This is a genomic window from Faecalispora sporosphaeroides DSM 1294 (assembly GCA_000383295.1).
Taxonomy (GTDB): Bacteria; Bacillota; Clostridia; order Oscillospirales; family Acutalibacteraceae; genus Faecalispora; species Faecalispora sporosphaeroides.
The window spans coordinates 76470-100495 of the sequence record KB911068.1 but is presented as its reverse complement, the minus strand read 5'-3'; the positions used below and the strand labels follow the sequence as shown (position 1 = coordinate 100495).

Sequence of the window (24026 nt, the reverse complement as noted above, 5' to 3'; positions counted from 1 at the left end):
TTTCCACTGTCCTTATGCAAGTATTGACTGGACGATACTGGGGATGTAACGGAGAATAGGAAAACGAGGCTGACAAACGCCAGCCTCGTTCTTTATAGTTTGTTGTCAGCGATTCGCTCTCTCAAATTCTCAATTTTAGAGCGGATTGCTTTTATAGTACGTTCAAAGTCCACATCGCTTTTGCCGGTTGGGTCATCTAACCCCCAATCCTCCCTGTGCATACAGGGCAAAAAAGGACACTGCACATTGCAGCCCATGGTCACCACGATATCCACTGGGGGAATCTCCTCCAGCAGCTTACTGCGCTGAGTTCGCTCCATGTCGATGCCATAAATCTGCTTCATCAGCCGCACAGCATCCTGATTGATTTGCGGCTTTACTTCCGTTCCGGCAGAATAGCTTTCAAAGACATCAGACGCAAGGTACTTGCCCAGTGCTTCGGCAATTTGGCTGCGGCAGGAGTTGTGTACGCAGATAAATGCTACTTTAGGTTTGCTCATACTGGAAACCATCCTTTCGTTTTGTTGGCGATTTTTACAAGCAACAGCATCACCGGCACCTCGGTCAGCACGCCAACTACGGTGGCAAGAGCCGCCGGTGAAGTAGTACCAAACAATGCAATCGCCACAGCGACCGACAGTTCAAAGAAGTTGGACGCGCCAATCATCCCCGCAGGGGCGGCAATATCATGGGGCAGCTTCAGCCATTTGCAAGCAAAATAAGCGATGAAGAAAATAAGGAAAGTTTGCAAAACAAGCGGCACAGCAATGAGTAGAATGTGCAGCGGATTATTCAAAATCACATCACCTTGGAAGGAAAACAGCAATACCAAAGTGAGCAGCAGACCAATGCTGGTGGCATTATCAAATTTATGGACAAAGGTGTTTTCAAAATACTCTGTGCCCTTGCGATTTGTCACCAGCACACGGGTCAGAATACCGCCCGCAAGCGGAATGACTACAAATAAAATGACCGATAAAATCAGCGTGTCCCATGGCACGGACACGTTGGAAACGCCCAGTAGGAATTTCACAATCGGCACAAAGGCAACCAGAATAATCAAATCGTTGGTTGCTACCTGTACTACGGTGTAGGCAGGGTTTCCTTTGGTGAGCGTGCTCCAGACGAACACCATCGCTGTGCAGGGTGCCGCACCCAAGAGTACTGCACCCGCCAGATACTCCTTGGCGAGGTCAGGGGCAATCAAGCCCTTAAAAACCACATAGAAAAATAGCGCGGCGATACCGTACATGGTGAACGGCTTGATGAGCCAGTTTGTCACCCATGTGACGAATAACCCCTTTGGGTTTTTCCCCACATTTTTGACGCTCTGGAAATTCACCTTCATCATCATGGGATAAATCATCACCCAAATGAGGATGGCGACCGGAATAGAAACTCTGGCATACTCAAAACGGCCTAAAAATGCAGGAACGGCAGGTAAAAGTTTACCAATTAAAACACCTGCCGTCATACAGAGAGCAACCCACACGGTCAGGTATTTTTGAAAGAAGCCAATGCTTTGTGATTTTTCCTTTGCCATAAATTTACCCCCGTACTTTTTGCAGGATTTTAACGACCTCGTCCTTTTTTAAAACCTTTCCAAAGGAAACGACCTTGCCGTCCACAACCAATGCAGGAGTTGTCATCACACCGTAAGCAGCGATCTGTGTAAAGTCTGTCACATGGTCAATGGTGGCATCCATGCCAAGCTCTTTGAGCGCTTCCAAGGTAGCCGCTTCCAGTTGATTGCACTTTGCACAGCCCGAGCCAAGCACCTTGACGGATGAACCGCTCACTTTTGCTTTTTCGGCTTCCGCAATCGTTTCTGTATTGCAGTCACCGCCACAGCAGCAACCGGAGTTTTTTGCTTTTGCTTCTTCGTCAGCTTTCTTTGCGGCAATTTCGGAGGGCTTGCACATTTCCCCGCAACCACACTGCACCAATTCTTCCTCTGCATTTTTCTTTTTACCAAAACCAAACAATGCCATAATAAAAACCTCCTTAAATTCATGATTAGAAACCTGAATATAACAAATAGAAACCGATGAGCAGGATCACCGCGCCCATGACGATTTTCAAAATAGCGCTGGCTTTTCCATACTTCTCGCTTTGGGAGAGCTTTTGGGCAAAGCCCATGGAAGGCTCCGCAATCACGGCGAGAATGCCGTGCCCAATGAAATAGAGCAGCAGTAGCAAAACACTCCATACAAGGCTGCCCGCCGTGGCCGCAAGGATACCCAAAACCGTAAAGGTCAATCTCGGCAATGACGGCGAAAATCAAAAGTGGAATAACTGTTTTTATATCCTTTGTTTACTCATCCGCAAGTACCTTCAGGGCAGCAACCGGTCTTCACAGCTTTTCCCTCAAAGAAGTTTTTGAGATTTTCTGGAAGTGAATACTCGCCGCAGTCACAAACGGGCTGCACCATGCCGAGCACAGCTCTTAGAATTCCTTCGGCCAGCATGGCTTTGGGCGGTACTTCATAGGCTTGACCTTTGTATGCAAAGGTACGACAGGTCACATCGGTTCCGCTGATTTCACCACAGCAGCCGCAGGTGTTTTCCGCAACAGGTCCGCAGATATCCTGCCCATTTACACGAATGGTGGGCGACGCAAGGAATCGGTAGTGCTCCGCCAGTTCTTTTGTGGCGATCTGTACCTTTTGAAGCCGCATGGTATATCCGGCAGCCTCCAGAGCGGGCGCGATACTGCCCAAAACTTCTTCCAGTACCGCATCGGCGCCGATACAGCGGTCACAGGTATTGAGATCAAGATAGAGATATTCCACAAGCACAGCCTTGGAGGAATCCTCCTCACAAGCCCCGCCGCGGCAGCAATCTACGCTTTTTTTTGCACTGCATTCGCCGTTTGGCGGTGTCCAGCCAGTATCGTCGCCTACATAGGAGATGGCGCCTGCCGGACACTTGTTGCCGCAGCCGTGGCAACGGTCAATGCAGTTTCCGGGTTGCATCACCACAGGGGACGGGGCTTTTGCTTTGTTATAAACACTGTGGGAGCAAAAATCCACGCAGGTTCCGCATTCAGTGCAAGCAAGATAATCGATGACTGGATACCAGTTTTTAGCCATTCTCTTTCCCTCCCATTAAACCAGTAGATACTGGAAAATATTAAACAGATAGCCAACAATGATAATGCCGATGGTGCAGATGGCAATAAATGTGCCCAACAGCTTCGGCTTTACCGCCTTGCGCAGCATGATGATGGAGGGCAGGGAAAGCGTTGTGACTGCCATCATAAAGGAGAGAACCGTACCAAGCTGCGCGCCTTTGTAGAGCAGCGCTTCGGCCACCGGAATCGTGCCGAAAATGTCAGCGTACATGGGAACGCCAAGCAGAGTTGCCAGCACTACCCCAAAAGGATTATTGCTGCCAAGCACCATCTCAATCCAGCTTTCAGGAATCCAGTTGTGGATGATAGCTCCGATGCCCACGCCAACCAGAATGTACGGCAGAACTTTTTTGAAGGTTGACACCACCTGATCCTTGGCGTAAATGACACGCTCTTTGCGGGTTAAGTCAGGCGATTCAATATCTACGCCGCTTGCCGAGCGAATGAATTCTTCCACATAGTTTTCCATGTGAAGTTTTTCAATCAGCGTACCGCCAACGACCGCGATAACCAGGCCCACAACGACATAGACGATAGCGACCTTTGTGCCAAAGATGCTCATGAGCAGAACGAGCGACCCGAGGTCTACCATGGGTGAGGAAATCAGAAAGGAAAAAGTCACGCCAAGGGGCAGTCCGGCACTGGTAAATCCAATGAACAGAGGTATGGAGGAGCAAGAGCAAAAAGGCGTTACCGTGCCAAGCAGTGCTGCCATGATATTTGCCCACACGCCGTGAAAGCGGCTCATAATTTTCTTGCTTCGTTCCGGCGGGAAGTAGCTTTGAATGTACGAGATGATGAAAATCAGCACGCAGAGCAGTACGGTGATTTTTAGTACATCATAGATAAAGAATTGAACGCTGCCACCAATTCGTCCTGTTACATCAAGACCGAACAACGAGAGCAGATTACCGATTAGGGCGTTGAGCCATTTCATTCCAAGCACTTGGTCTTGAAAGAACAGCCACGTATTTTGAAGGATCTCCATAGGGTAAGCGCCTCTCTTTCTTAAATTCAATAGTCATATCAAAAAAACTTGATATGTTGTGCCGAATAAAAGCCATCTTCCATCAGATGGCCGTTATTGATTGCAACAACGAGTATCTTCAGCGGTTGCATTGGGGGTGGTAATTGCTTTTAACAGGAGCATGGCCTCGTGGCTGCCCTGTTCACTGATTTTATAATGTGTCCATTTGCCTTCCTGTCTGCTTTCGACAATACCCGATTCACATAAAATCTTCATGTGATAGGACAAGGAGGACTGACCGATTTCCATTTGATCAATGAGCACGCAGGCGCATTTTTCACCGCTGCGCAGCAGTTCCAAAATGGCAAGCCGCTTTTCATCGCAAAATGCCTTAAATACATTAGCGTTCTTCTCCGGAGTAAGCTCCAACGTTTATCACCTCACATCAAATTATCTTGATATGATATAGTATATGCTTCACATCAAAAAATGTCAATATGAAAGGAAGCGCTGTTTATGAAAATTAAAATCCGTTCACCGACCTAATGCAAGGATACTCTGGACAATTCTCGGAATGTAGGAGGAACAGTATATGACTACATTTGAAAAAGAACTGCGAAAGCTCTTCGACCATGATGCGATTTTTTCCGATACAAGGTTTGTCGGAAGAACTTGCTACGGAAAAATCAGTGATAGTCTCCGCATCCGTGCAGAATTTGTCACCTTAGGACATGCCAATCATTACGAAGCACTCAAAGTATCGCTTATCAACCGGAACGAAGGTGTAGTAGACAGTACCCTCCTTCGTTTTCAGGAAATTCTGGGAACAAAACCAGTAAACAATCCGAACTTTAAGGAAGGAGTCAGTCCGCACTTATGGGTGTATCAAGGCAAGCTGGAATGGTATGCCTATCAGCCAACCCCCGCAGATTTTGAAAAGCTCGCTGACGCTGTAGGCAATTACCTGGAGGTTTTTCAGGAACCTACCCAGGATATGTCCAATGGTATGACGCAAACCATGGCGTGACAATGATTTTGTAGAATGCAAGATGGACGAACATACCGCAAGTAAAACTGCGGTATGTTTTTAATATTTCTTGAGGGAGGTGAACCTCAAATGTTCATATGGGATTTTGTTCTGGGAACCGTCATGGATCAAATCATTGAATGGCTCTACGGACAGGTGGTTGGCTTTCTTGCCGACTTTTTTGCACAAATGGGAAACATGGGTGTGGAGTTGTTCTCCATGGAATGGGTACAGTCCATCGTATTGTTTTTTTCTTATCTGGCTTGGGCGCTGTACGGAACCGGACTTGTAGTCTCGGTATTTGAAACCGGCATTGAATACCAGCACGGCCGTGGCAGCATAAAGGACACCGCCTTAAACGCCCTCAAAGGTTTTATGGCGGTGTCTCTTTTTACAATCCTGCCGGTGGAGCTGTTCAAGCTGTCGGTTAATCTCCAGAGCAGCCTCACGGCGGGAATCACCGGATATGGCACCAGCTTCAGCGACCTCGCCGGAAACATTATTGCAGAGCTTCGCGCTTCGCCGGACATCGGCGGCGCCATGGGTTCCGGTATCTTTGGAGGGATATCCGCTATTACAAGCCCTATCATGATGCTCTTTATGATTATCATGATGGGATATGCCGTGATTAAAGTGTTCTTTTCTAACTTAAAACGGGGAGGTATCTTGCTGATCCAGATTGCTGTGGGCAGCTTGTATATGTTCTCTGTTCCCCGTGGTTACATTGACGGATTTATCCAATGGTGCAAGCAGATTATCGGTCTGTGCCTGACAACCTTTTTGCAGGCGACCATCCTTGCCGCGGGGCTTATGGTTCTGAGAACCCATGCCTTGCTGGGGCTTGGACTGATGTTGTCCGCCGGTGAAGTGCCGAGAATTGCCGGAGCCTTTGGCCTGGATACCAGCACAAAGGCAAATCTGATGTCTGCCGTTTATACCGCACAGGCCGCTGTGAATACCACTCGAACCGTGGTACAGGCGGTAGCGCCGAAATAACTTTAGAAAGGAAAAGCCTATGAAATTAATCTATGTAGCGTCCCCTTATGCCGGGGACGTTGAAAGAAATACGGAATTTGCCAAGAAAGCGTGTCGCCATGTGATGAATGAGGGGCACGCTTTTTTTGCGCCCCACTTGCTGTATCCCGCAATTCTGGATGAACATCAGCCAAAACAGCGTCAGCTTGGACTGGATATGGGGCTGGCCATGCTATCCCGCTGCGACGAGCTGTGGTGCTACGGCGATCATATTTCACCGGGGATGTATCTCGAAATTGAGGAAGCGTCCAGACTTGGAATTCCGATACGCCGGGTAATGGAACAGGAAATCGGCTTCGCCGTAGGCAAAGTAAAAAACAGCGCACCGGTCAAGGCTCCTGCACAGACTATGGAGATGGTCTGATGCTGACCATGGGGAGCCTTTTCGATGGGATCGGAGGCTTCCCGCTGGCAGCGATACGCAACGGCATCACTCCTTTATGGGCAAGCGAGATTGAAGCCTTTCCCATCGAAGTAACAAAAATCCGATTTCCCGAAATGCACCATGTCGGCGATATCACAAAGCTGAACGGAGCGAAGCTCCCGCCTGTGGATATCATCTGCGGCGGCTCACCCTGTCAGGATTTATCGGTTGCCGGGCAGCGTGCCGGACTTGCAGGAGAACGTTCAGGTTTATTTATGGAGCAAACACGGATCACGAAGGAGATGAGAAACGCCGATGGACAACGAAACGTACCAGCTCACCTTATTCGACCTCGATACCTCGTTTGGGAAAACGTCCCAGGAGCCTTCAGTTCCGCAGGCGGCGAGGACTTCCGTGCGGTCATCGAGGAGATTGTCCGCATTAAGTACAGTACCTGTGATGTGCCTCGACCTGACTCCGGGCGCTGGGAATCTGCTGGGGCTGTCATTTTGGGAAATGAATTCAGCTTGGCTTGGCGCGTCTTGGACGCTCAATTCTGGGGAGTCGCCCAGCGCCGCCGTCGTATCTTCCTTGTCGCAGATTTTGGAGGAACAACCGCACCCGAAATATTATTTAAGCAAGACAGCCTGTTTGGGGATACTGCGGAGAGCCGAAGCCAGAGGCAAGGAACTTCCTCCTCAGCTAAAAGAGGCTCTGATGATTCAGGCGGGTCTTGCCTGACGCCATGGGATGTGCAAAGCCGCCGCATTTTCGAGGAAACAGGGATATGGCCCGCTCTCTATGGCGGTGAAGGCGGCGGGCATGGATATATACAGACAGAAGAAAAAGCAACAATAGCCTTTGCAGCCAACCAGCGTGACGAGGTTCGGGATCTCCACGATGTGGCCGGAGCCTTGGGTGCACAACCCGGTATGAAGCAGCAGACCTTTGTTGCAAAACCGCGGATCTGTCTGAACGACCATGGCGGGGAACGAATGGATATTACCGAGGAAGTGACACCCACGCTCCGCGCAGGCATGGGAGGACATCCTCCTCTCGTGCCCGTTCCCAACTGTCTGAATGGATGGGATACGCAGCAAAGCCGTGTGTTTACGCCAGATGGAACCAGTCCTACCCTTACCGGAGCCGACGGCGGCGGCGGAAGAAACCCGGCTGGGCTTGTGCTTGCGGCAGGAGTTGTCAGCAAAGGAAATGGCGATTGTTTTCTCACGCCGGAGGTCCATACATCCATTACCGGCGGCGGAGGGCAGGTAGGGCAAGGATATCCCTGTGTGCTTACCGCAGGATTCTGCGGCAACGCCGGCGCCGAAGCCAGAGGGATCGGCTATCAGGCAGAGTGTTCTCCTACCATTAAAACGGGCACAGCTCCATCGGTGTTTTGTCTTAACGACCAAGGCGGCAGCCAGATGCACTGCACCAAGGACATCACAGGTACGCTTCGGGCACAAGAACACGGACATCAACCGCTTATCATGGCTGCACAGCAAAGCGGCGCTGAAGCTGAAGGCACCTGCCCGACCATTCCACCAGCCGCAGCCACCTCCGTCAATAATCAGCCGATACTGTTTGACAATCACGCAAAGGACTGCAGATATACCGGACCATTGGAGGTGGCCCCTACCGTAACATCAACCTACGGTACCGGCGGCAACAATGTTCCGCTTGTAGGAGACCAAACCATCTGTATTGCCGGCAATATTATCGACCGGGAGCCTGAAAACGGCGGCAACGGACTCGGCTGTCAGGCTGATATCAGTTATACCATTACGACATCTGACCGCCATGCGGTATTCAGCCGCCAGCGAAGCGATAAATTTTCCGAAAACCATGTGATTGCTACGCAAAGTGCAAGACAGCATAAGGATGCGACCGATCTCGTTTGTCAGCCCGAAATATTCGGTCAATCGCAATATGGCAACTATGCAGAAGGCTGTGCTACCCTGTGTGCCCAAGGCGGTAACAATGGAGGCGGAAGTGAGAATCTTGTAAAAGGAAATGGTCGCAAGCTCATTCGCAGGCTCACTCCCTTGGAATGCGAACGGCTCCAAGGCTTCCCGGACGGCTGGACGCTGATACCGGGAACATCGGACAGCGCCCGTTATAAGGCGCTTGGCAATAGTGTGGCGATACCATGTGTGGATTTTGTCCTCCGCGGTATCGCCTATTTTTTGCGAAAATTCTATGAGGAACAGGAGGAATCGTCTTCATGTACATCTACCCCGACAACTTAAAATCAAAAGCTACCTTGTGGCTGTGGGAATTACGTGACATCGGCATCATAGGAATCGGTTGCCTGATTTCTGTCTTTGCTCTTTCCCAGCTCGGCTGGCTGCCCCCCATCGTGTTGACTGCACTCTATGCTTTTTTATCCATTCGTTTAGAGGATGTGAGTATTCTCGATTTTATCCGCTATGCCGCCGCTTTCTTTTTCGGAAAGCAGCAGACCTATGAATGGAGGGCGTGAATGTGAACAGAAAAAAGAAACAGGAGACACGGAAAAAAGCTTCCACCCGTCAACTCATGGGTATCGATGACATCACAGGCCACAGCCTTGTGACTCCCCACGGCGAGCTGGTATTTTTCATGATAAAACCCACCAACATCAGCGTCCTGTCCGATTCCAGCATCGGGGCAAGGATTTATGCCCTTATGAATGTGCTCAAGGGCATTTCGGATATTGAAATACTGTGCCTAAACAGCCGGGAAAACTTCGAGGACAACAAAGGCTATCTGAAAGCCAGGATGGACACCGAGCAGAATCCTGTCATCCGCAAACTGCTGGCACAGGATATGATTTCCCTTGACCGTATGCAAGTGCAGATGGCAACAGCGCGGGAATTTTTAATCATCATCCGTCTGCGGGGCGAAAAAGAAAAGGATGTCCAGCCCTACCTTTCCCGCATCGAAAAGAGCCTCAAGGATCAGGGCTTCACTGCGCGCAGAGCCGGTGAAACTGATATCAAGCGCCTGCTCGGAGTCTATTATGAGCAAAATGTTACTACCGAACTATATGAGGATTACGATGGGGAACGCTGGATCATTCTCGGCGAGTAAATAAAATTCAATCAACGGCCGTAGGGGGATACCTTACGCCTCAAAAGTATAGAACCTCCTACGGCAGAACAGGAGGTATTTTTTTATGCCTAAAGCCAGAAAAACAAAGGCTGATCTGTCAACTGCGGAACCTAAAATTAAGGACTTCCTTGACATGATCGCGCCGGGCATCATCAAGTTTAATACGGACCATTTCATCTGCGGCAACACCTATCGGTGTGTCTGGGCTCTCCGTGAATACCCGACTGCCACCGATGAGCAGGCCATCCTGCGGCACTTGGGAGAAAAGGACGGCGTGACCTTGCGTATTTATACCAGACAGGTAACGGCAACGGAAGAAAAGAAAATCATCCACAATGCCGCCAACAAAAACCGTATGGATAAAAGCAATACCAACGACATCCGGCAGACAGTCACCGCCGAAAGCAATCTGCAGGACGTTGTCACGCTGGTGTCCACTATGCACCGGAACCGGGAGCCTCTTCTGCACTGCGCTGTTTTCATTGAACTGACAGCGCACGATTTGGACGCGCTGAAGCTTTTGCAGACGGATGTTCTGACCGAACTGATTCGCTCAAAGCTCAATGTAGACAGGCTTATCCTTCGCCAGAGAGAAGGTTTTCTCTCGGTGGGTCCCGCAGGGCGGAATGTGTTTGGCAGTCAGTTTGAGCGTGTTCTGCCGGCAAGCTCGGTAGCGAATCTTTATCCTTTCAACTACAGCGGCAAGACCGATCCCAACGGATTTTATCTTGGCAGAGATAAGTTCGGCTCCAATATTATCGCGGATTTTGACAAGCGTGATGATGACAAGACGAATGCAAACGTGTTGATCTTGGGCAACTCCGGTCAGGGCAAGAGCTATCTCCTCAAGCTCATCCTCTGCAACATCCTCGAATCGGGTAAGGCCGTGCTGTGCCTTGATCCTGAGCACGAATATGTGGAGTTGGCTGAAAATCTCGGCGGCTGTTTCATCGACCTCATGTCAGGCCGGTATCTCATTAACCCTCTGGAGCCAAAAACCTGGGATGAAGGCGGCAGCCCGGAGGACGCTGATGCGCCCCAGGCATTCCGTCAGTCCACCAAACTCAGTCAGCACATCAGCTTTCTCAAGGATTTCTTTCGATGCTATAAGGATTTCTCTGACCGCCATATTGACGCCATTGAAATCATGCTGGGCAAGCTGTACGAAAAATTCGGCATCAGCGACCGTACCGATTTTCGAACTCTGACAGCCGCAGACTATCCCATTCTGTCCGACCTTTATGCCTTTATTGAGGACGAGTTCCGCAGCTATGACAAAACCGAATATCAACTCTACCCGTCGGAACTGCTACAGGAAATTCTGCTGGGGCTCCACTCCATGTGCATGGGTGCAGAGAGCCAATTCTTCAACGGCCACACCAATGTGACCTCTGACCGCTTTATTGTGTTCGGGGTAAAAGGCTTGCTTCAAGCCAGCCGGAACGTGAAAAACGCCCTGCTGTTCAACGTGCTGTCCTTTATGAGCGACAAGCTGCTGACCGAGGGCAACACGGCCGCATCGATTGATGAGCTGTATCTGTTCCTGACCAACCTGACCGCCATTGAGTATATCCGAAATTTCATGAAACGTGTGCGAAAGAAAGATTCGGCGGTTATTCTGGCCTCTCAGAACTTGGAGGACTTCAATATCGAGGGCATCCGGGAGCTGACCAAGCCGCTGTTTTCTATCCCGACCCACGCTTTTCTCTTCAACGCAGGCAATATCGATAAACAGTTCTACATCGACTCCCTGCAGCTTGAAGAAAGCGAATACAACCTCATCCGCTACCCGCAGCGCGGTGTCTGCCTTTACAAATGCGGCATTGAGAGGTATAACCTTGCGGTTCACGCCCCTGCTCACAAGGAGACGCTGTTTGGAAAGGCGGGCGGCAGATAATGAAGAAGGGAGAAAAAATCATGGATAAGCTTCAAAATCAGAAAGAAAACAAAGCAGGACTCCTTGAGGATATGCTGTCTTTTATCCGCTACACTCCCAACCGGGAAGCGGATATTCTGGCTTTTATGGAGAAATACCAGAAGGCGGACCATGAGGAACGCCCCGTCATACTGGAGCATCTGCGATGCTGCATGGACGGGAAGGAATACCCCAATCCCTATGCCGGCAGCTATCATTATACGCCGGAGGATGTGTCTCTCATGGGAAAAATCCTGGATGACTACATCGATGACTCATAGCAGCCGAGGGAGATCCTGCCGCTATTTCCGAATGTGTGCGGGAAACGGTTTTGAAAATCAATGCACTCAATGAGGAATGCGGACGGTATCTGATTGATACCTGGCGCAGGGAACGGCTCTGCAGTTTTATCAATTCCGCAGCGGAAACAGCGGGGCTTGCACAGGAAAAAGACCTCACCCTGCAGCACAGGATGTGGTAAAGGCGGTGGGTAAATGGAGATACAGGCTCAGGATTTCGGCATAGAAATTGAAATGACCGGGATAACAAGAAGCCGTGCTGCCGAAGTAATTGCCGAATATTTTGGAACCAGCAAGGAATATGAGGGCGGTTATTACGATGCCTATTATGCCTGTGACAGCCAGCGGCGCAAATGGAAAGTCATGAGCGACGGCAGCATTGACTGCCAAAAGAGAGACGGACGCAGGAAAATCAGTGCCGACAGGAATTACAGTGTGGAGCTGGTAAGCCCAATTTGCCAGTACCGGGATATCGAAACCGTGCAGGAACTGATCCGCAAGCTCCGGGAAGCCGGGGCTTTTGTAAATCCCTCCTGCGGTATTCATATTCACATCAATGCCGCTCCTTTTAACGCTCCGAAGCTCCGCAATCTGGTCAACATCATGGCGGCGAAAGAGGATATGATTTATAGGGCGCTACAGGTTTCCCGCGGCAGAGAAACCAGCTACTGTCAAAAGATTGATCCTCTGTTCTTGGAACGAATCAACCGTCAGAAACCCTCTACCATGGAACAGCTGAAACGAATCTGGTACAACGGCGGTGATGGCAGCCGGGAGCATTACCATCACAGCCGCTACCACTGTCTCAATCTTCACAGCGTGTTCCAGAAAGGCACGGTGGAATTCCGCGCTTTCAATGGCAATCTTCACGCCGGAAAAATCAAGGCATATATCCAATTCTGCCTTGCCATTACCGCGCAGGCACTCAACCAACGGTCGGCAAGTCCCGTCAAGACTCAATCTACCAATGAGAAGTACACCTTCCGTGTGTGGCTTCTGCGTCTTGGCATGATTGGAGATGAATTCAAAACAGCCCGTAAGCATCTGCTGGATCATCTGGAGGGCTGCATTGCGTGGAAAGACCCGGCCCAGGCAGAAAGGCAAAAAGAACGGCTGCGACAAAAGCGCGAAGCAGAGAGAGCTCAGGCGACGGCGCCGCCGGAACAAGCTGTACCGGAAACTATGATGGAAGCGGAGGATGAACAGTCCCCCGCTTTTACCATGTCAATGTAAAGGAGCTATTATGAAAAATAAACTGTATATTGCCTATGGCAGCAACCTCAATCTGACGCAAATGGCGAAACGATGCCCTACTGCCAAGGTGCTTGGGGCATCTGAGATAAAAGATTATGCCCTTGTGTTTCGAGGCGGAAGGCATGGAGCTGTGGCTACCATCGAGCCTTGCGAGGGCGCTTCTGTTCCTGTTTTGCTGTGGGAAATCACTTCGAAAGATGAAGCGGCCCTCGATGTTTACGAAGGCTTCCCCAGATTCTACGGTAAAGAAACCATGGAACTGACCCTGGACGGCAAAACGGTTTCGGCAATGGTTTATGTGATGACGCCGGGGCATCGGCTGGGGTACCCGTCCGACTATTACTACAATACCATCCGTGAAGGCTATAAAACCGCAGGGTTTGATACCGCTATTCTGGAACGGGCAATCGATTACACCGAGCAGCTCATGGAAAGCGAACCGGAACCGGAACAGCAGAACCTATTCGGTTTTGGTGACCTGAAATGGTGGTGACGGAATGGCTGATCCCGCTACTATTACAGCGATAGCCAAAGCTGCCGCTGCCGCACTTTCGGATGAACGCATGCGAAAAACCATCGGCTGGACTGTCGCCGCCGTCCTGTCACCGCTCATCTTAATGATTGTGCTGATCTGCTCTCTGCTCTCCGGAACGGCAAATCACAACAACACTGCCGTGGAGCTGTGTTTTCATGGCGGCACAATTCCGGGAAGTATGCCTGTGAATTACAGGGAGTACATCGGAGATATGCGAAACAGTTTCACATTGATCGATAGCGCCATATCCACCGTGAATGCACAGATGGAGGACGGCGACAGCCTTGACGCTTACCGTGTCAAGGCAATTTTTTATTCTCTGTTCTTTGGTGCGGAGTCCCCCTCCCGGTTGGAACACCGGAAATATGTAGACTGCTTTGTCGCCTATGAGGAACGCACCCGCACCGTGGAAAACGAGGATGATACAACTTCGGAAGAAACCTATACCGTTGCCGTTCCCATTACCTCTCTGCCTGCTATCTACAACAACATCAGGACACTCTTCGGAGAAGCCATCACCTATGAAGATCAAGCCAACGCTTCGGAAATCTATTACCGTGCCTTATACGGTACAGCGGCGCCCATCGAGAGTGACGATTCCGCTATGTGGGAGGACTGGATACCGGATCAGCTTGACGGCTTCTTTTCCGATTTGCCTGCCGGTGAAACGGGTGTTGAAGCAGTTCGCCTTGGACTTTCCCGCCTTGGCGATCCCTACTCTCAGGAGAAACGGGGGCAGGGAAGCTATACTGACTGCAGCTATCTGGTGCAGTGGGTGTACAAAAAGTTGGGGATAAACCTCCCCGGCACCGCTGCGGCACAGGGCAAATACTGCGTGGACAATGGGTTGACGATTTCCAAATCAAGCCTTGCTCCCGGCGATTTGGTGTTCTGGAGCCACAAGCCCAACGGCCGTTTCATGAACATTACGCATGTGGGAATCTATGCCGGAGACGGTAAGGTGGTGGACGCATCTTCCTCCAAAGGGCGGGTTGTTTACCGGGATTTGTTCGATTCCGACAAACAGGTTTTATATGCCAGACCTTATGCCGAAACGAAAAAAGCCTCTGCCGACGGCTTTATTTCACCTCTGGGCAAAGGATGGCGAGCGATGGTAACTTCTGAATTCGGAGGCAGAACAGACCCGCTCACCGGGAAGTGGGTGGGACATTCCGGTCTTGATCTTGGTGCTGCCAAAGGTACTTCCATCCGCTCTGCAAAAGCGGGAACGGTGAAAACCGTGGTTTATGGAAGCACCGGCTACGGCTATTATCTGACCATTGACCACGGAAATGGCATGGTCACTTTATACGGGCACTGCTCACAAATTCTCGTCCGGGAGGGGCAGACAGTCAAGGCCGGAGAAACCATTGCCAAGGTGGGTTCCACCGGGCGAAGCACCGGAAACCATCTGCATTTTGAAGTACGGATAAACGGCTCGGAGAAAAATCCGAGAAACTATCTGCCGTAAACGTGTTCTTCCCAAGACCTGTCACCTTGACTGTGGCAGGTCTGCCAATCTTTCCATGAATGGAGGAAATCTGTATGAGCACAACCGAACTGAAATTATCCTTCCCTACGGAGAAGCTGGAGGCGCTCCGCTTCTTCATGGACAAAAAGGAGCTTACCATCGAACAGGAGCTTCAAAATTATCTGGACAAAACCTATGAAAAGGCGGTTCCGGCCCAAGTACGGGAATATGTGGAGAGTCGCATGGAGCAGGCTCCCGCATCGCAGGAAACACAGGCGGCCCCCGCAGCCAGAGAACGCCCTGCGCGTCAGAACCGCCGCCAGAGGGAACAGGCTCCCGCAGAGCCGCAGACAGCCGCCCATCAGCCCGACGCACCTGCGGAGGACTCTCTGCAGGAAACGCAGGGCATGAGCATGAGTATGTAACAGCAGAAAAAGAACAAGGAGGTGTCGGCTATGATCAAGCTTGGCATAGACAACGGAAACTACAATACCAAATCCTCGGAGGGGATGCTTTACGCCTCCGGCTTCGCGGTCAGCGACCGGGAATTCATTACGCCGGAGCTGCAGCTCTATTATGAAGGCAACTATTACGCCATCGGGGAACGCCGTCTGCGCTTTCAGCAGGATAAAACCAGAGAGCAGGATACCTTTATTCTCACCCTGCCGGCCATTGCCGAGGCCATGAAGCGTTCCGGAGTGGCCAACGCGGATATTATGCTGGGGGTGGGGCTTCCCATTGACAGCTATGGCACGCAGAAGGAAGCGTTTCGGCGATATTTTTTGCGGGAAAATGTATCCTTTGTGTTCGAAGGAGCAGCCTACCGCTGTCGCATTGCAGACTGTAAGGTGTTCGCTCAGGGACATGCGGCTCTGTGCCGGTACTATCCCCGTCTGCAGGAATATCGCAGCATTACCCTCGTTGACATCGGCGGATACACGGTGGATGTTCTCACCGTCCACAATTTCAGGCTGGACAGGGCAAGCTGCGCCAGTCTGCGGATGGGCACGATCATTCTTTACAGCCGCATTCAGGATGCCCTGCAGAAAAGCGGCATTCTTCTTTCGGATGTGCTGATCACCGATGCTATTCGGGGCAAAATCCAGCATACTGACCGCAGGAAAATCGAAGAAGCTGTGGAGCAGGAGGTGTCCGCCTACTGCAAGGAGCTGCTGAACGCACTGCGGGAACGGGGCTTGGATTTAAGGCTTCCTACCGTGTTCGTGGGTGGCGGTGCGGAGCTTTTGGAATCCCGGCTGTGCGGGGATGGACTCAATACCGTGGCTGTACTGAACCGGTTTGCCAATGCGGACGGGTACAAGCTCCTGCTGGGGTAAGCCTATGAGGAAGCGATACTATCTGTCCTTTGACATGGACGATCCCAGGCACCGGGAGGCCGAGCGTCTGTTTTCGCAACAGGCCAACCGCCAGCGCACCGACTTTGTGGTGTCCAGTATTCTCGCCGCCGCACAAACAGAACGGCTGGAGCAGCTGGTTCGGCAAGCTGTTCGGGAAGAACTTCAAAACCTCCGGCTGGCGGAAGTCCCGCAGACACTGACGCCGGATACGGCTGTTCAGCTGAAGGAACTGCCCGGCAGCCTGATTCACGCACTGGAGGAATTGTAACCATGTTGGTTCACTTTTACTGAATGCTTCTATCAGAACACAGGCTGTCTGCACCAACATGGCTCACTTTCTGCTCGAAATCAACCAAAGGAGTGGAATTTTATGGAAAGGGAAACTATTTCTGTTCCGTTCAATACAGAGAAACTGGAGGCTCTCTATGAAAAGCATGTTCCCACTGATGTACGGAAACGCATTGAAGCAGCAGGCAGCGGCGGTGTGTAAAAAATGTGCACCACCCTTTTTTCTCTCTGAGGTTCGCGCTGCGAGCCTTGGAAAATTCGGCAATGGAGGAATCTGAATGAAAGAAAATTCGATGGAACAGGCAACTGGTCCGTTTCTGACCGCAGGCAGCCGGAAACTGACGGACAGCGATATCGCGTTTTCCGATGAAATCATGGAAACGGATGGCAGACTCAATTTTTATATAGATACCTTCTTCAACGTAGATGAGGTATTCGGAACCCATGTGGAAACGGTGGAGAACAATGACTGGATCAATGTTTATGCCAATTATGACATCGGCCAAGGGCAGGCATGCGATACGCTGGACATCGTCCTGAATCGCGGGGACGGCTCCTGCCAAGAACTGGTCTACCAGCTGGACGATCAGGAAAGAGAAATCCTGCTGAAAAAAATGCAGGACTACTGCATACATCAGGAAGGGCTGACGCTGGAGGATTACGGCCTCCGTCTGCAGGAGAAACCGGAGCCGCTGACGAGCCAGACAGTCCAACAGATGTGACGCGCCCGTGTTGCCGCCCGTGTGCCCCTGTGTGGGCTTATTCAGCGATAGGTGGCATAGTTCCCCGCCAAGCCAAGTAAAACCAATTGTGGGGGCTTTGTGCGGAGATGCCCGACTATCGCCATTCGGTCACAATATGCGTCGCCCTTGCACCGTCCTTGGGTCTAAAAAAGAGCAGGATAAAGGCGGGTGGTCGCAATCGCCCTCCCGCCACTCACTTCGCCCAGCAGTGCTGGGCGTTTTTTACCCATTCCCATGAGGTGGTCGGATTGCGGATTTGTCACGGTCAAAGTGGTCGAAATTGAATAAAAAGCAGAAAACAAAAGGGATTTGTACGGTCACCCCACAGGTGTACATCCATGAAACGGAGGCTTGTATATGAAAAACAATAAGGAACGGACAGCAGTCTGGCTGTATCCCGAAACCATGGAACGGCTGGACGGCTGGCTAAGCAAGGACAACTGCAAAAGCCGCAGCGAATTTATTGAAAAGGCACTTAGCTTTTACATGGGATACCTTGGAACAGAGGATATCTCCTCCTATCTTTCCAAGGCATTGCTTGCATCGATACAAGGCACATTGCAAAAAACTGAAAACCGGGTGGCAAATAATCTATTCCGGCTTTCGGTGGAAATCAGCATGATGATGCATCTGCTTGCGGTTACGCTGGAGATTACCGATGAGGAATTGCACCGGCTTCGTGGCCGATGCGTTGCCGAAGTCAAACGAACCAAAGGTAAAATCCGGCTGGAGGATGCAGTGGATTTCCAGAACAGTCCGGATGATGAAGAATAATGGCCCGTATCATTCTCAAATGCCCCTATCTTAAGGGCGGGGAAAAGACTGCAGCCCATCTGAATAATCTCGTAAAATACATTGCCACCCGCGATGGTGTAGAAAAGATGGAAAGCGGTCATAAGCTTTGGCACTCCACCAAGAAGCAAAAAGATGTGATTGCACAGATCCTCCGGGAGTTTCCCGATGCCAAGGATTTATTTGAATATGCAGACTACTGTGAAAATCCCAACCGGGGAAACGCTACAGAATTCATCACCATCGCGCTGGAACAGAACCTTGATAGAATCAGCGGCCGGGAAAAATACCTGGACTACATCGCAAACCGCCCCCGCGTCGAGAAGCTTGATCGCCACGGTCTGTTCACAGCCGGTGACGAGCCGCTGATCTTATCGCAGATTGCTGACGAGGTATCTTGTCATACCGGAAATGTGTGGACGCCCATTATTTCTCTGCGGCGGGAGGATGCGGCAAGGCTGGGATACGACAATGCTCTTGCATGGAAGGCTCTCCTTTCGGAAAAGGCAATGGAGCTTGCGGAGAATTTGAAAATCCATTCCGACCACCTCAGATGGTATGCCGCCTTTCACAACGAATCACATCATCCCCATGTCCACATGATCTGCTATAGCACCGATCCAAGAGAGGGCTACCTTACGAAACAAGGAATCAAAAAAATGAAGTCCTCACTGGCAAAGGAGATTTTTCGCCAGGAGCTTATTCCGCTCTACAGAGAAAAGACCCAGCACCGGGATATCCTGAAGGAACAGGCTGCCGAATCCATGCGTGAACTGATCCCTCAAATGAAAAACGGTGTTTTGCAAAACGACCGCATGGAACATCTGTTCATATACCTGGCGGAGAAGCTTCAAACTGTCGGCGGCAAAAAGCAGTATGGCTATCTCAAGGCAGATCTTAAAAACGTGGTGGATGAAATTGTGGATGAGCTTGCCAAGGACAGTCGAGTTGCTGAAGCCTATCGCTTGTGGTGGGAAGCCAAAGGCAGGATCGAATCCATCTACGCAGAAACTCCATCGGAACCTCCGCCCCTTTCCCGCTGCAATGATTTCAAGCCTATCCGCAACATGGTCATTCAGGAAGCTCTGCTGATTGGCAGCATAACCTTTGAGGAACCGGCATCCATGGAAACAGCTCTGCCGGATTCGGAGGACGATTTGGAGATACCCTCCTATGACATGGCAGAGGAAGAATTAGAAAGAACGGCATCCGCGGGAAATCCTCTTGCCTGCTGCCAGCTTGCGAGACTTATCCTTTCCGATGAAAAAGTGCAGCCGCAGGAGGCGGAAAAAGCCCTTGGCTATCTCAGAAAAGCGGCGGAAGCCAAAAATCCCTTTGCCGCATATTTTCTCGGCAAGCTCTATGAAAAGGGACACCACGTTCCACAGAATGCTGCTGAGACGGTACGGCTTTATACGCTTTCCGCAGAGCACGGAAATATCTTTGCCGCATACCGTCTGGGCAAGTTGTACCTTGGCGGTGATGGTGTTCTGAAGGATGTGGAGTCCGCCATTCGCTGGCTGACCTTTGCCGCAGACAGAAAAAATCCGTTTGCACAATATGCTCTCGGTATTGTATATCTCAAAGGAAGTGATGTTTCCAAGGATACTGACAAGAGCGTGGAGTATCTGAAACAGGCTGCCGATCAGGGAAACCAGCTTGCACAATACCGACTGGGCAAGATTTATCTCATGGATGAGGATATGCCCAAGGATATACAGACTGCGCTGCAATTCCTAACGGCTGCGGCTGAACATGGAAATCAGTATGCGCAGTATACTCTCGGCAAGCTGTATCTGATGGGGAAAGACGTCCCCAAAGACAAGGATGTCGCTGTCCGCTGGCTCACCCTATCGGCAGCGCAGGGCAATCTTTATGCCAAGTTTTTCCTTGACCATATCAAGGATTTCAAAGACCCTTCCGTTCTGCTAGCGGCAACACGGCTTCTGCATCACATGAGCCGTATTTTTGCAGACAACGCTCCGCCATTAAAACCGTACGAACAGAGGATCGACCGGAAGCTTCTTCGCAAGCTCCGGGAGAAAAAGAAGGCGCAGGGTCATGCGAGGGATGACCATGAGCAGACCATGTCATTATAGGCATTTGGTTTACTGGAAAAATAAAAGATTTTGAGCAGGTGCTCCGGGACTTGCAAATCATTATATCGATTGGAGGATAACCGTGAAAAAACAGAAAGATAAAATGAAACGGACATTTATCAAGAAAAAATTGCTTCAGAACCATTGCCATCCTGTAAAAAGGGCGGCTTTTTTTCATAGAATCGGCAATCGCCACAGGTAGGAGGTGCGACCATGGGCGTGTATGTGCATTTTACAGATGATCAAAAATGCCGTGCCAATAATGTGGACCTTGTGGATTTCCTCCAGCGGCACGGAGAAAAGCTGCTGCCCAGCGGCCGGGATAAAAGGCTGGCTTCCGATCACAGTATCACCATCCGTGGAAACGAGTGGTATGATCACTCCGCAGAGAAAGGCGGGTATGCCATTGACTTTGTGCGGCAGTTTTATGGGCTCTCTTTTCCCGAAGCCATGACTATGCTGTTGGGCGGTGAACAAGGCGAATCCTACCGTCCTGTCTCACAAAAGATACAGGAAACGAAAAAAACATTTTCGCTTCCGAGGCCCCACAGTGACATGCGCCGCGTCTATGCCTATCTGGTAAAAACCAGGTGCATTGACCGTGAAGTAGTCAATTACTTTGCCAAGGCAAAGCTCCTGTATGAGAGCTGCGAAAGATCCAAGGACGGTGCTAAAGAGTACCATAACGCTGTGTTTGTAGGTGTGGATGAAACTGGCACTGCCAGGCACGCTCATAAGCGCGGTCTCTATACCGAGGGCGTCAGCTTCAAAGGAAATGTGGATGGCAGCGATCCACGGTACAGCTTTCACTGGCTTGGAAAAAGCGATGACTTATACGTCTTTGAAGCGCCGGTGGATATGCTGTCCTACATTACGCTATGTCCAAAGGACTGGCAACGGCATAGCTATGTGGCTCTTTGCGGTGTCGGCTGTCAGGCAATGATGTGGATGCTGGAACAATGCCCGTATATATCCCATGTATCGTTTTGCTTGGATAACGATGAGGCCGGACACAAGGCAAGCGAACGGTTGAAAAATCAGCTTGCGGAAAAAGGATATGCATATGAGCGGCGTATCTCCCAGGGGAAAGATTGGAATGATGATTTGGTGTGTATGACGCAACAAAAACAGGGTGGATTTGAGATGAGGATGGCATAGCAAAAAGGCCAGCTATATACTGTCCCACCTGTCCTCAAAATCAGGTTTTCTCTTTTTCCTCTGTGGCAAACTCTTCCAGAACTTCGGAGCAAAGCTGAACGCATTCATTGCAGATCGCTTCATGAGTCCCGGCAATGATGCGATTCACCTCCTGCTGACTCTTGCCGCAGAAACTACAGCGTATATCCTCGCCATGCTCCTCATACCGGGCATCGTCGTATTTTTTTATGCGCTCAATTTGTCTTTTCAGAGGCTTTATATTCTGCAAAAGCGACCATACGCAGTCGTAGTGTACCACACAGTTTTGGTCAAAGTACTCTGCATCCAGCCAGGGGAACGATTTCAGACGCATCTTATAACGGCTCTCCAGGGTTGAGATGCCGACCTTTTTAATAGTGCGCTGAAAAAGGATAAATTTCAGTAGCAGTGCATCCCGAAGCGTTTCATTAGCCAGCATCGCTTCGTAGCTTACAATTTTATTTTGCTGCACAAATTTTTGAATGGATAATATTTGATCCGTAAGCTGTTTGTAAAGAAACAAGTGATAATCCAATTTGCTGTTAAGCAATAATAATTCTCTGTCCATTGTGAGTCTCCTTCATATATAACCCATAGTTTTCATGGTCTTTATTTTATCACGACTTACCATTAGAAGAAAGGAGTTTCCTGTGTCATCCCAAATCTATATTCTGATCGCAGCGACCGCCGTGATGTTTCTCGTCATCGGCGGTCTTTCACTTTTGGCGCATTATTACACACTCAACGGAATCAAGTCTCGCACGGTGGGCGATGGCCAGCACGGTACCGCACGTTTTGCCACTAAGCAGGAAGTCAAAGCGACATATCGGCACATCCCATTCCAGCCGGAACTGTGGCGGCAGGGGCAGTGTCTTCCCTCCATAGATGAGCAGGGCATCATCCTTGGCAGCACGGGAACGAAGAACAAAGTGACGGCACTGGTGGATACCGATGATGTCCACTGCCTTATGATTGGCGCATCCGGTGTGGGCAAGACAGCATTCTTTTTATATCCCAATTTGGAGTATGCCTGCGCTTCCGGTATGAGCTTTCTGACCACCGATACCAAGGGTGATCTCTATCGAAAATATGGCGCCATTGCCCATGACCACTATGGCTACCATGTGGCTGTTATTGATCTCAGAAACCCCACTCGTTCAGACGGCAACAATATGCTCCATTTGGTCAATACCTACATGGATCAATACCTTGCCGATGAAAAAAATCTCGTGGCAAAAGCGAAAGCCGAAAAATACGCAAAAATCATTGCCAAAACCATTATCAATGCCAGCGGTGAAAATTACGGACAAAATCAGTTCTTCTACGATGCAGCCGAGGGACTCCTGTCCTCGGTTATTCTCCTGATTGCCGAATATCTGCCGCCGGTTGAAATGGATGGTAAAAAGGTAGACTGCCGTCACATCATCAGTGTGTTCAAGCTGGTGCAGGATCTGCTTGCCCCAAGCAAGGTAAAGGGCAAGAGTCAGTTTCAGCTCCTCATGGATAAGCTGCCATCAAATCACAAAGCCCGCTGGTTTGCAGGCGCCGCCCTCAACTCTGCGGAACAGGCCATGGCATCGGTGCTCTCTACCGTACTTTCCCGGCTCAACTCATTTCTTGACAGTGAAATGGAGCAAATCCTTTGTTTTGAAACAGCCATTGATGCGGAAAAATTCTGTAATGAAAAGTCCGCACTTTTTATCGTCCTTCCGGAAGAAGATCTGACCAAATATTTTATGGTATCGCTTATGATTCAGCAGCTCTACCGAGAAATTCTTGCGGTTGCGGATGAAAACGGCGGGAAGCTGAAAAACCGCGTGATATTCTATTGCGACGAACTTGGAACGCTCCCGGCCATCGAGTCGCTGGAACTGATTTTTTCAGCCAGCCGTTCCCGCCGCCTTTCTATGGTGCCAATTATCCAGTCCTTCGGTCAGCTTGAAAAAAATTATGGCAAGGAGGGTTCGGAAATCATCGTAGATAACTGCCAGGATACCATCTTTGGTGGTTTCGCTCCCAACAGCCAGACCGCCGAAGTGCTGAGCAAGGCAATGGGTTCCAGAACCGTCATGAGCGGCTCCGTCAGCCGGGGCAAGAATGATCCCAGCCAGTCCCTGCAAATGATTGAGCGTCCGCTGATGACGCCGGATGAACTGAAATCTATTCCCAAAGGTAATTTTGTGGTCATGAAAACCGGTACCCATCCCATGCGGACTAAACTGCGGCTGTTTCGTGATTGGGGAATCCGTTTCGGTGAGGATTATACCGTAGAAGAAAAGGCGTACCGAAAGGTGGTATATGCCGACAAGCAGACGCTGGAGGAAAATATCGTCCGTAAGCACACAGCCTGTTTTACGGTGGATGAAGAAACCGGAGAAATATTAGAACCGCCAGCCGGAACAGGTACCCTTCATACGCCGGTGGCAGAACCTTCTGAAAGCACAATACGCCGCCGCTCCATCCTCAAAACGTAA

At 50.3% G+C, this 24026-nt stretch carries 28 protein-coding genes; 20 read left to right on the top strand and 8 right to left on the bottom strand.

Annotation, left to right across the window (positions count from 1 at the left end; all coding sequences use genetic code 11):
• Positions 1-92: 92 nt before the first annotated feature.
• The 7 genes from G340_RS0106670 to G340_RS0106640 all read right to left on the bottom strand — a co-directional run bounded on the left by G340_RS0106670 (position 93) and on the right by G340_RS0106640 (position 4529).
• Complete coding sequence (locus G340_RS0106670) at positions 93-500, bottom strand: arsenate reductase ArsC (protein WP_018213998.1); 408 nt, start codon at positions 498-500, stop codon at positions 93-95.
• Positions 497-1543, bottom strand: a complete 1047-nt coding sequence (gene arsB / locus G340_RS0106665; RefSeq protein ID WP_018213997.1) for an ACR3 family arsenite efflux transporter — start codon at positions 1541-1543, stop codon at positions 497-499. The genes G340_RS0106670 and arsB overlap by 4 nt, the downstream gene beginning before the upstream one ends.
• 4 nt (positions 1544-1547) lie before the next feature.
• Positions 1548-1922 carry a thioredoxin family protein gene (locus G340_RS0106660; protein WP_312576926.1) on the bottom strand — a complete coding sequence of 125 codons (375 nt, stop codon included), beginning with the start codon at positions 1920-1922 and terminating at the stop codon, positions 1548-1550.
• 94 nt (positions 1923-2016) lie between these two features.
• Entirely contained in the window at positions 2017-2268 is a 252-nt protein-coding gene (locus tag G340_RS0106655) for a hypothetical protein (RefSeq protein ID WP_139104090.1), read from the bottom strand.
• Positions 2269-2318: 50 nt separating this feature from the next.
• Positions 2319-3092, bottom strand: a complete 774-nt coding sequence (locus G340_RS0106650; protein ID WP_018213994.1) for a DUF2703 domain-containing protein — start codon at positions 3090-3092, stop codon at positions 2319-2321.
• A 15-nt stretch (positions 3093-3107) separates the two neighbouring features.
• Positions 3108-4121 (bottom strand): permease, encoded by a 1014-nt coding sequence (locus G340_RS0106645; RefSeq protein WP_020072878.1) that lies wholly within the window; start codon positions 4119-4121, stop codon positions 3108-3110.
• 93 nt (positions 4122-4214) lie between these two features.
• Positions 4215-4529, bottom strand: a complete 315-nt coding sequence (locus G340_RS0106640; RefSeq protein ID WP_018213992.1) for an ArsR/SmtB family transcription factor — start codon at positions 4527-4529, stop codon at positions 4215-4217.
• 163 nt (positions 4530-4692) lie between these two features.
• Here G340_RS0106640 and G340_RS0106635 point away from each other — a divergent pair, with 163 nt between their 5' ends.
• From G340_RS0106635 to G340_RS0106545, 19 genes are all read left to right on the top strand, one after another.
• Entirely contained in the window at positions 4693-5127 is a 435-nt protein-coding gene (locus tag G340_RS0106635; protein ID WP_020072877.1) for a hypothetical protein, read from the top strand.
• Between the two features lie 90 nt (positions 5128-5217).
• Positions 5218-6123, top strand: a complete 906-nt coding sequence (locus G340_RS0106630) for a conjugal transfer protein TrbL family protein (protein WP_020072876.1) — start codon at positions 5218-5220, stop codon at positions 6121-6123.
• Positions 6124-6142: 19 nt separating this feature from the next.
• Positions 6143-6526, top strand: coding sequence for a DUF7768 domain-containing protein (locus tag G340_RS0106625; protein ID WP_020072875.1), 384 nt, complete (start codon positions 6143-6145; stop codon positions 6524-6526).
• A complete protein-coding gene (locus G340_RS0106620; RefSeq protein ID WP_020072874.1) occupies positions 6526-8778 on the top strand; it encodes a DNA cytosine methyltransferase in 2253 nt (750 codons plus the stop codon). The genes G340_RS0106625 and G340_RS0106620 overlap by 1 nt, the downstream gene beginning before the upstream one ends.
• Positions 8754-9011 carry a hypothetical protein gene (locus tag G340_RS0106615; protein ID WP_020072873.1) on the top strand — a complete coding sequence of 86 codons (258 nt, stop codon included), beginning with the start codon at positions 8754-8756 and terminating at the stop codon, positions 9009-9011. Before G340_RS0106620 ends, G340_RS0106615 begins: the two co-directional genes overlap by 25 nt.
• A complete protein-coding gene (locus G340_RS0106610) occupies positions 8999-9601 on the top strand; it encodes a hypothetical protein (protein WP_020072872.1) in 603 nt (200 codons plus the stop codon). The genes G340_RS0106615 and G340_RS0106610 overlap by 13 nt, the downstream gene beginning before the upstream one ends.
• A gap of 85 nt (positions 9602-9686) precedes the next feature.
• Entirely contained in the window at positions 9687-11519 is a 1833-nt protein-coding gene (locus G340_RS0106605) for a VirB4 family type IV secretion system protein (protein ID WP_020072871.1), read from the top strand.
• A 20-nt stretch (positions 11520-11539) separates the two neighbouring features.
• A complete protein-coding gene (locus G340_RS18420; protein WP_326522344.1) occupies positions 11540-11818 on the top strand; it encodes a hypothetical protein in 279 nt (92 codons plus the stop codon).
• A 50-nt stretch (positions 11819-11868) separates the two neighbouring features.
• Positions 11869-12018 (top strand): hypothetical protein, encoded by a 150-nt coding sequence (locus G340_RS18415; protein WP_326522343.1) that lies wholly within the window; start codon positions 11869-11871, stop codon positions 12016-12018.
• 13 nt (positions 12019-12031) lie between these two features.
• Positions 12032-13069 carry an amidoligase family protein gene (locus G340_RS0106595; protein ID WP_020072868.1) on the top strand — a complete coding sequence of 346 codons (1038 nt, stop codon included), beginning with the start codon at positions 12032-12034 and terminating at the stop codon, positions 13067-13069.
• A 10-nt stretch (positions 13070-13079) separates the two neighbouring features.
• The gene (locus G340_RS0106590; RefSeq protein WP_020072867.1) at positions 13080-13583 is read left to right on the top strand and encodes a gamma-glutamylcyclotransferase family protein; all 504 of its coding nucleotides are present in this window, start codon (positions 13080-13082) and stop codon (positions 13581-13583) included.
• Positions 13584-13587: 4 nt separating this feature from the next.
• Positions 13588-15096, top strand: a complete 1509-nt coding sequence (locus tag G340_RS0106585) for a peptidoglycan DD-metalloendopeptidase family protein (protein ID WP_027103892.1) — start codon at positions 13588-13590, stop codon at positions 15094-15096.
• A gap of 74 nt (positions 15097-15170) precedes the next feature.
• Complete coding sequence (locus tag G340_RS0106580; protein ID WP_020072865.1) at positions 15171-15521, top strand: DUF6103 family protein; 351 nt, start codon at positions 15171-15173, stop codon at positions 15519-15521.
• Positions 15522-15551: 30 nt separating this feature from the next.
• Positions 15552-16433, top strand: a complete 882-nt coding sequence (locus tag G340_RS0106575; RefSeq protein WP_020072864.1) for a ParM/StbA family protein — start codon at positions 15552-15554, stop codon at positions 16431-16433.
• Positions 16434-16437: 4 nt separating this feature from the next.
• Positions 16438-16722 carry a hypothetical protein gene (locus tag G340_RS0106570; protein ID WP_027103891.1) on the top strand — a complete coding sequence of 95 codons (285 nt, stop codon included), beginning with the start codon at positions 16438-16440 and terminating at the stop codon, positions 16720-16722.
• A 298-nt stretch (positions 16723-17020) separates the two neighbouring features.
• On the top strand, positions 17021-17464 hold the full coding sequence (locus tag G340_RS0106560; RefSeq protein ID WP_020072861.1) for a hypothetical protein: 444 nt from the start codon (positions 17021-17023) through the stop codon (positions 17462-17464).
• A gap of 378 nt (positions 17465-17842) precedes the next feature.
• Positions 17843-18259: a hypothetical protein gene (locus G340_RS0106555; protein ID WP_020072860.1), complete on the top strand. Its 417-nt coding sequence runs from the start codon at positions 17843-17845 to the stop codon at positions 18257-18259.
• Positions 18259-20376, top strand: a complete 2118-nt coding sequence (mobP3, locus tag G340_RS0106550; protein WP_020072859.1) for a MobP3 family relaxase — start codon at positions 18259-18261, stop codon at positions 20374-20376. Before G340_RS0106555 ends, mobP3 begins: the two co-directional genes overlap by 1 nt.
• A 213-nt stretch (positions 20377-20589) precedes the next feature.
• Positions 20590-21534, top strand: coding sequence for a DUF3991 and toprim domain-containing protein (locus tag G340_RS0106545; protein WP_020072858.1), 945 nt, complete (start codon positions 20590-20592; stop codon positions 21532-21534).
• Positions 21535-21574: 40 nt separating this feature from the next.
• On the opposite strand, the gene G340_RS0106540 is transcribed toward G340_RS0106545, so the two are convergent.
• Positions 21575-22120: a ClpX C4-type zinc finger protein gene (locus tag G340_RS0106540; protein WP_020072857.1), complete on the bottom strand. Its 546-nt coding sequence runs from the start codon at positions 22118-22120 to the stop codon at positions 21575-21577.
• Between the two features lie 82 nt (positions 22121-22202).
• On the opposite strand from G340_RS0106540, the gene G340_RS0106535 reads away from it, so the two are divergent.
• Positions 22203-24026 (top strand): VirD4-like conjugal transfer protein, CD1115 family, encoded by a 1824-nt coding sequence (locus tag G340_RS0106535; RefSeq protein WP_020072856.1) that lies wholly within the window; start codon positions 22203-22205, stop codon positions 24024-24026.

What these genes read in the sequence shown, in the direction of transcription:
- G340_RS0106555 (WP_020072860.1), top strand. Translation starts at nt 17,843, where the DNA reads ATGAAAAACAATAAGGAACGGACAGCAGTCTGGCTGTATCCCGAAACC.
- G340_RS0106610 (WP_020072872.1), top strand. Translation starts at nt 8,999, where the DNA reads ATGGAGGGCGTGAATGTGAACAGAAAAAAGAAACAGGAGACACGGAAA.
- G340_RS0106575 (WP_020072864.1), top strand. Translation starts at nt 15,552, where the DNA reads ATGATCAAGCTTGGCATAGACAACGGAAACTACAATACCAAATCCTCG.
- G340_RS0106560 (WP_020072861.1), top strand. Translation starts at nt 17,021, where the DNA reads ATGAAAGAAAATTCGATGGAACAGGCAACTGGTCCGTTTCTGACCGCA.
- G340_RS0106620 (WP_020072874.1), top strand. Translation starts at nt 6,526, where the DNA reads ATGCTGACCATGGGGAGCCTTTTCGATGGGATCGGAGGCTTCCCGCTG.
- arsB (WP_018213997.1), bottom strand. Translation starts at nt 1,543, where the DNA reads ATGGCAAAGGAAAAATCACAAAGCATTGGCTTCTTTCAAAAATACCTG.
- G340_RS0106595 (WP_020072868.1), top strand. Translation starts at nt 12,032, where the DNA reads ATGGAGATACAGGCTCAGGATTTCGGCATAGAAATTGAAATGACCGGG.
- G340_RS0106650 (WP_018213994.1), bottom strand. Translation starts at nt 3,092, where the DNA reads ATGGCTAAAAACTGGTATCCAGTCATCGATTATCTTGCTTGCACTGAA.
- G340_RS0106545 (WP_020072858.1), top strand. Translation starts at nt 20,590, where the DNA reads ATGGGCGTGTATGTGCATTTTACAGATGATCAAAAATGCCGTGCCAAT.
- G340_RS18420 (WP_326522344.1), top strand. Translation starts at nt 11,540, where the DNA reads ATGGATAAGCTTCAAAATCAGAAAGAAAACAAAGCAGGACTCCTTGAG.
- G340_RS0106635 (WP_020072877.1), top strand. Translation starts at nt 4,693, where the DNA reads ATGACTACATTTGAAAAAGAACTGCGAAAGCTCTTCGACCATGATGCG.
- mobP3 (WP_020072859.1), top strand. Translation starts at nt 18,259, where the DNA reads ATGGCCCGTATCATTCTCAAATGCCCCTATCTTAAGGGCGGGGAAAAG.
- G340_RS0106625 (WP_020072875.1), top strand. Translation starts at nt 6,143, where the DNA reads ATGAAATTAATCTATGTAGCGTCCCCTTATGCCGGGGACGTTGAAAGA.
- G340_RS0106670 (WP_018213998.1), bottom strand. Translation starts at nt 500, where the DNA reads ATGAGCAAACCTAAAGTAGCATTTATCTGCGTACACAACTCCTGCCGC.
- G340_RS0106580 (WP_020072865.1), top strand. Translation starts at nt 15,171, where the DNA reads ATGAGCACAACCGAACTGAAATTATCCTTCCCTACGGAGAAGCTGGAG.
- G340_RS0106660 (WP_312576926.1), bottom strand. Translation starts at nt 1,922, where the DNA reads ATGTGCAAGCCCTCCGAAATTGCCGCAAAGAAAGCTGACGAAGAAGCA.
- G340_RS0106605 (WP_020072871.1), top strand. Translation starts at nt 9,687, where the DNA reads ATGCCTAAAGCCAGAAAAACAAAGGCTGATCTGTCAACTGCGGAACCT.
- G340_RS0106590 (WP_020072867.1), top strand. Translation starts at nt 13,080, where the DNA reads ATGAAAAATAAACTGTATATTGCCTATGGCAGCAACCTCAATCTGACG.
- G340_RS0106615 (WP_020072873.1), top strand. Translation starts at nt 8,754, where the DNA reads ATGTACATCTACCCCGACAACTTAAAATCAAAAGCTACCTTGTGGCTG.
- G340_RS0106645 (WP_020072878.1), bottom strand. Translation starts at nt 4,121, where the DNA reads ATGGAGATCCTTCAAAATACGTGGCTGTTCTTTCAAGACCAAGTGCTT.
- G340_RS0106630 (WP_020072876.1), top strand. Translation starts at nt 5,218, where the DNA reads ATGTTCATATGGGATTTTGTTCTGGGAACCGTCATGGATCAAATCATT.
- G340_RS0106540 (WP_020072857.1), bottom strand. Translation starts at nt 22,120, where the DNA reads ATGGACAGAGAATTATTATTGCTTAACAGCAAATTGGATTATCACTTG.
- G340_RS0106585 (WP_027103892.1), top strand. Translation starts at nt 13,588, where the DNA reads ATGGCTGATCCCGCTACTATTACAGCGATAGCCAAAGCTGCCGCTGCC.
- G340_RS0106570 (WP_027103891.1), top strand. Translation starts at nt 16,438, where the DNA reads ATGAGGAAGCGATACTATCTGTCCTTTGACATGGACGATCCCAGGCAC.